The sequence below is a fragment of the Streptomyces sp. LS1784 genome (assembly GCF_020103755.1).
In the GTDB taxonomy this organism is placed as follows: Bacteria; Actinomycetota; Actinomycetes; order Streptomycetales; family Streptomycetaceae; genus Kitasatospora.
This window is the reverse complement of record NZ_JAHSQD010000475.1, coordinates 1-6,521: the sequence shown is the minus strand read 5'-3', so window position 1 is coordinate 6,521 and position 6,521 is coordinate 1. Positions and strand designations below refer to the sequence as shown.

At 71.5% G+C, this 6,521-nt stretch carries 3 protein-coding genes and 1 pseudogene; 2 read left to right on the top strand and 2 right to left on the bottom strand.

The features are described 5' to 3' along the window. The first annotated feature begins 509 nt into the window (after positions 1 to 509). Positions 510 to 4,325 (top strand): hypothetical protein, encoded by a 3,816-nt coding sequence (locus tag KS423_RS48210; protein ID WP_224283799.1) that lies wholly within the window; start codon positions 510 to 512, stop codon positions 4,323 to 4,325. A 159-nt stretch (positions 4,326 to 4,484) separates the two neighbouring features. Here KS423_RS48210 and KS423_RS35120 read toward each other — a convergent pair whose 3' ends face one another. After that, positions 4,485 to 4,979: a universal stress protein gene (locus KS423_RS35120; protein WP_224283798.1), complete on the bottom strand. Its 495-nt coding sequence runs from the start codon at positions 4,977 to 4,979 to the stop codon at positions 4,485 to 4,487. 271 nt (positions 4,980 to 5,250) lie between these two features. On the opposite strand from KS423_RS35120, the gene KS423_RS35115 reads away from it, so the two are divergent. Then, a complete protein-coding gene (locus tag KS423_RS35115; RefSeq protein WP_224283797.1) occupies positions 5,251 to 6,234 on the top strand; it encodes a CapA family protein in 984 nt (327 codons plus the stop codon). 52 nt (positions 6,235 to 6,286) lie between these two features. On the opposite strand, the pseudogene KS423_RS35110 reads toward KS423_RS35115, so the two are convergent. Then, positions 6,287 to 6,521, bottom strand: a pseudogene (locus tag KS423_RS35110) (hypothetical protein); the annotation flags it as partial.

Here is a 6,521-nt window from a genome sequence, read left to right as displayed (position 1 = left end):
CGGGAGCCGACGACCCGCACGCCGACCTCGCCCACCACCGGCGCGCGGCCCGCTGACCGCCCCGGCGTTCCGGGCCGCCGCGCGCCCGCCGGCCGCCGTGCACGTCCGGCCCTGCTCGAACCCCGGCAGCTCCCCATCGGAACGCGGTCGTCTCGGCGAGGTCCTCGGGATCGCCGGCGCCGCCCAGCGGCACATTCGGGGGGAGGCCGTTCGTGATGTCCGCTGCAGATCTCGGGGCGGGTGCGTCAATCGCCGGGTCCGCCAGAGTGCTCCTGAGGTGCCGGGGAGTGAATCTGAGCTATGCAGGACAAATCGGACGGATAGTCAGAACATCATCAGAACGCACTGCGCTCGCTCGGCATTCCCCTTCCCCGCCATCCCCTCGGCACGTGGGCGCAGGACCGAAAGGACGTTTGATGAAGCGCTGTCCGCCCCCACCTCCTCCCCGGGGACCGCGTCATGACGGATGCTCCGCCCGACGACCACCGGGCCGGGCGGTCAGCCTGGCGGTGGCCTTCGCCGCGGCCGTCGCGTCGCTCACCCTTCCGGCCCAGGCCGCCGCCCACGCCGCCGGTCGCACCACCACGCTCGCCGACCGGCCCGCCGCGGCACACCCGACGGACCGTCAGGGCACCGGGAAGGGAGCCGGGCAGAGCGGCGGGAAGGGCGGACGCCAGGTCCGGCAGCAGCCGGTGACGCTGGAGAAGACCGGCACCGACCTCGCCACCGGCAGCACGACCACCGCCGCGCAGGGCGACACCATCCGCTGGGTGGTCTCCGCCACCAACCCGGACAGCGCACCGGTCTCCACCACCATCACCGACGCGATCCAGGGCGGCCCGGGCAGCACCCCCCAGACCCAGGCCTACGTGCCCGGCTCGCTCCAGGTGCCGCCGGGCTTCGGCAAGCAGTGGTCCACCGACGGGGGCGCCACCTTCTCCACCACCGACCCGGGCGCGGCCACCAATGTCGTCCAGGCGAGCAACCCGAAGCTCTCCGCGCCCGCGACCGGCCAGTTGGTGCAGATCCCGCCGCCGCTCACCCCGGTCAACACCGCCACCGGCGGTGACGGCTTCATCCCCATCCTCTACACCGCCACGATCAACGGCGTCTCCACGCCCGAGGCCTGGAACATCTACCACCACGGGGCGGCGAGCCCGGCCAGTGTGGTCTGTACCGACCTGCTGACCAACGGCCCCTGTCCGACCCCGACCGGCGCGCCCGCCACCTGGCCGCAGCCGCTGAACTCCTCGATTCCCGACGGGACCACAGGGGACCTCGGCAGCACCCGCACCCCGACCTACGTGCAGTCCGGCTCCAAGCTGTACTACGCGGCCGTCAGCCGGACCGTCCCCCGGCTCATCGGCGTCGGCTGCATCGACCTCCAGGCCCAGGCCAGCTGTGGTTTCACCCCCCTCCAGGAGGGCGACGGCACGGTCATCGGCGGTGTGGTCGAGGCGCCGCCCGGCGGGCTGATCTACGCGGTCTCCGGCACCGGGGAGATCCTCTGCTACGACCGCACCACCAACGCGTCCTGCGGCACCTTCAACATCGGTCTGCCCCCCAACGAGGGCCAGGGCACCTTCCCCGGTGACTACGCCGGCACGATGACGGTCATCAACGGCAAGGTCTACGTCACCGACAACCAGCAGGCCCCGAAACCCTCGGTGATGTCCTGCTTCGACCCGTCGACCAACGCCGCCTGCACCGGCTGGTCCACCCCCAAGGTCGTGGTCACCCCCACCAGCAGCGGGCCCGCCCGGGTCGACAACGTCTTCGCGATGCACGACTCCTCGGGCGCGGCCACCGGCGTCTGCACCGTGGTCGGCGGCGTCTACCAGCAGGTCAACCCGGCGATGGGCACCCCCGTCTGCTTCGACTTCGCGGGCAACCCGATCGCGGCGCCCCCCGGCCTCCAGGCCCTGGTCAGCACCAACGTCGGCCCCGGTGAGGCCAACTACCACAACCCGCTGACCATCACCGCGTCCAACGGGCACCTGGAGACCGAGTTCCCGTTCTGGCTCTACCAGGGCAACACGCCGACCCTGAACAGCTCCGAGTTCTGCTACGACTGGACCATCCAGGGCCCGTGCACCCAGTACGGCACCAACGGCGTCGTCAACGGCCCGCCCAACGTGAACGGCGGCTACACCAGCCCGTACGGCTTCGCCTACGACGGCCAGTGCAAGTACAGCCTCGGCGACATCGGGTTCCTGTTCTCCCTCGACCCGATCACCGGCGCCTCGCCCTGCCTCAAGACCAGGGCCCAGAGCACCATCAACCCGGCGGCGTACTACTGCGACGGGGCGACCGGACACGTGAAGTCCTACGGAACCGTCAGCCTCGTCAGCATCGATCCGACGACCGTCAACTTCGACCAGTCCACGGTGACCGTGCTGGCGGCCGACGGCACCACCATCGGCACCTTCCCGTTCAACCCGGCCACCGGGACGGCGGACATCTCCTCGGTCCCGGTCGGTGACGCACCCATCCAGGTGATCGGCAACCTCGTCCTCGTCAACGGGTCGTCGTTCACCCCGCAGAACCAGCCGCTGATGCAGGTGACCTTCGTCGGCGACGCCCCGCAGATCTGCTTCGAGACCAAGGTGGCCACGGACTGCTCCGTCACCTCCGTCTCCGACCAGGCCTCGGCCGTCACCAACGGCGGCGCTCCCGTCACCTCCAACACCGTCACCTTCCGGGTGACCCCGGGCCCGGGGTGCACGCCGAAGCTGACGATCAACAAGGAGGTCTGCACCTCTGGCAACGCTGCCGACTGCGCTGACGGTGGTCCGGGTCCGTGGGCGAAGAGCGCCACGGTGACGTCGGGTGGCACGGCGTACTGGCGGATCACGGTGACCAACACCAGCACGGTTCCGGTCACGGGGATCACCTTGGCGGACAGTGTGTCGCCGTCGTGCGTGACGGCTGCGGGGACGTTCGACCTCGCGGCGGGTGCTTCGCGTCAGGTGTTCTGCAACCTGGCGAACGTCACCCAGCGCACGGTGAATGCGGTGACGGCGTCCTTCCCCGTTCCGGGTGGCCGGCCGATCACCACGCCGCCGTCGGAGGCGACGGTGGATGTGACTCCGCCAGTCGTTCCCTCGCTGAGCATCAACAAGGAGGTCTGCACCTCTGGCAACGCTGCCGACTGCGCTGACGGTGGTCCGGGTCCGTGGGCGAAGAGCGCCACGGTGACGTCGGGTGGCACGGCGTACTGGCGGATCACGGTGACCAACACCAGCACGGTTCCGGTCACGGGGATCACCTTGGCGGACAGTGTGTCGCCGTCGTGCGTGACGGCTGCGGGGACGTTCGACCTCGCGGCGGGTGCTTCGCGTCAGGTGTTCTGCAACCTGGCGAACGTCACCCAGCGCACGGTGAATGCGGTGACGGCGTCCTTCCCCGTTCCGGGTGGCCGGCCGATCACCACGCCCCCGTCCGAGGCCACCGTTGTGGTCAATCGGCCCGGTGTTCCCTCGCTGGACATCAACAAGGAGGTCTGCCAGTCCGACAAGTCCGGCAACTGCGGTCAGGGCGGTTCCGGTCCATGGGGCAAGGAGGTGACGCTGCACAAGGGCGGCGCCTCCGAGGAGCCCTGCGACCCCGACAAGTGCCAGGCGTTCTGGCGGATCACGGTGACCAACACCGGCACGACGGACATCAGCGGGATCACGCTGAACGATCCGCAGGAGGCCGCCTGCGTGGCGGCAGCCGGGACCTTCAAGCTGGCGGCTGGGCAGACCAAGACGTTCTACTGCTCCAGCCTGATCAGTAAGGACACCACCAACACGGTGACCGCGTCCTTCCCCGGCCCGGACGGAAAGCCGATCACCACACCGCCGTCGTCCGCGGTCGCCCGGTGCACGCCGCCGTGCGAGAAGGACAAGTGCCACGAGCACAAGCCCGGCCACGACGCTGGTCACGAGAACGGCAACGGCCATGGGCATGGCGCCGGCAACGGTAACGGTGGCGGTAACAGCCACGGGCCTGGCAACGGCCACGGGCATGGCAACGGTAACGGGCCTGGCAACGGCAACGGGCATAGCGCCGATAGCAGCAACGGGCACGGCAATGGCAACGGGCATAGCTCCGATAGCAGCAACGGCCACGGCAACGGCAGCGGGCCTGGCAACGGCAACAACAGCGGTGACGGGCACCAGCAGCCCGGCCGGCACCCCGATCACAGTGGTGGCGGGCTGCCGGACACCGGATCGACCGTGCTGCCGTACTCCCTGGTCGGTGGTGCCCTGGCGGCGCTCGGTGCTCTGCTGACCCTGTTCGTCAGGGTGCGCCGGCGCAGGATCCACCGGATGAGCGAGTGAGCCCGCTCTGACGGGTTCGGACAGTGAAGGGAAGTGAACAGCGGGTGGCCCGGGAACGGCTTCGTTCCCGGGCCACCCGCTGTTCGCGGGGCCGGGCGAACCTGCCTCCACGTCTTCCCCGCGTCCGTGGTGCGTTCCTGTGCGCTTCCCCCGCACGGTTCACCTGGTTGCGGCCCCGGGCTCGGGCGGTACGACGACGACGGGGAGGTGGGCGTGGTGGACGATCTCGGTGCTGGTGGAGCCGAGTGCGAGTCGGCCCCAGCGGCTGGCGCCACGGGTGCCCACCACGAGCAGACAGGCGTCCTCGCTCTCTTCCAGTAGGACCTGGGCGGGTCGGCCGTGCTCACAGCGCACCTCGACCTCCACGTACGGCTCGCCGACCTGCTGTCGCAGTTCCTCGACCAAGTCCGCCACCTCGCGGGCGACGGCGTCGTGCAGGTGCGGCGCCGGCCCGCCGCTCGGGCGGTTCCAGCCCGTCATGGCCCTGTCCGGCGGATCGGCGTGTCGGCCGCCGAAGGCACAGACGGCCCGCACGCCGACCCCTCGCAGCTGTGCCTCGCGAAGAGCGAAGAGCACGGCCCTGCGGGCGGGCTCCGAGCCGTCCGTACCGACGACGATCGGACCGGCGGGACCTGACGCGGGAGAGTGGTTCACGGGGACCTCCAGGAGGTGAGGCCCGGCAGCGGGCTGCCAGGCTCAGCGGATCCGGCGGATTCCGCGGACCCGGGGAGGCGCGGATACCGGTGCGTCCGCTGCATTCATGATCCTCCGGCGACGGCGCGGCGGCATGTCCGTCCTCGCCCCGTGAACGGCCGCACACGGTTGCATCCCGGGAAGGAGGTTGCCCGCGACGGAGTACGGGCCGAGTCTGGAGGAGCGAGGCGCGTTACACGCGGGGACTCACGAATCGAGGAGGCCGCGGACGATGACGCTCACGGTGGCGCTGGCCGGCGACACGATGCTCGGGCGTGGAGTCGCCGAGGAACTGCGGCGCTCGCCGACACCGGGGACGCTGTTCTCCCCGGAGGTGCGGAAGGCACTGGCGGCGGCCGACCTCGTCGTGCTCAACCTGGAGTGCTGCGTCTCCGGCCGCGGGGAGCGGTGGCCGGATCCGGACAAGCCGTTCTTCTTCCGCGCCCCGCCGTCGGCCGCCGCCGTCCTCGCGGAACTGGGGGTGGACTGCGTGACACTGGCCAACAACCACGCCCTGGACTACGGCTTCGAGGCCCTCGCCGATTCCTGCGACCTGCTGGAGCAAGCCGGCGTCCGCACGGTCGGCGCGGGGCGGGACGTGTCGGCCGCGCGGGACTTCGCCGTGCTGGAGGCCTGCGGGGCGCGGCTGGCGGTGGTCGGGGTCACCGACCATCCGAAGGAATACGCGGCCGGGGCGGGGCGTCCCGGAGTGGCCTGGGCCGACCTGTGGACGGGCGTGCCCGACTGGCTGACCGTCCTGGTGGCCCGGGCCGCGCGGGAGGCCGACGCGGTGCTGGTCACCCCGCACTGGGGCCCCAACATGACGCCCGGGCCGCCGTCGCACGTGCGCGCGGCGGCCCCACGGCTGCTGGCCGCCGGGGCGACGCTGGTCGCCGGACACTCCGCCCACGTCTTCCACGGCGTCGCCGACCGCGTCCTGTACGACCTGGGCGACTTCGTCGACGACTACGCGGTCGACCCGGTGCTGCGCAACGACCTCGGGCTGCTCTTCCTGGTGACGCTGGACGGGCCGGACGGTGCGGACCTGGCGCCGGTCCGGCTGGAGGCACTGCCGCTGGCCCTGGAGTTCTGCCACACCCGCTCTGCTCGTGGCGAGGAGTGGGAGTGGATCCGCGAACGGTTCGCCACCGCTTGTGCCGACTTCGGCACCGAGGTGGGCGAACGGGACGGGCGGCTGACGGTCGACTGGAGCTGAGGGCGGCGGTGGCGGTCGGGCCCGTTCGGCCGGCCGGGCGGTGTGGTCGGGTTCAGCGTCCGCGCGTGGCCCTCGGCTGCCGGGCGCGGGCGATCCGGTCGAGATCCTCCGTGGTGACCACGCCGACGACCCGGCCGTCGTCCAGGACGAGGATCGGTGGCGGGGCGCTCGCGCGGTCCAGAACCTCGACGAGGTCGTCCCCGGGCGCGGCGACCAGGCACGCCGACAGCGGGGTGGCCAGGTCGCGGGCCCGCAGCTGGGCCCGGCGCGCGGGCGGGACGGCCGCG

What these genes read in the sequence shown, in the direction of transcription:
- KS423_RS35115 (WP_224283797.1), top strand. Translation starts at nt 5,251, where the DNA reads ATGACGCTCACGGTGGCGCTGGCCGGCGACACGATGCTCGGGCGTGGA.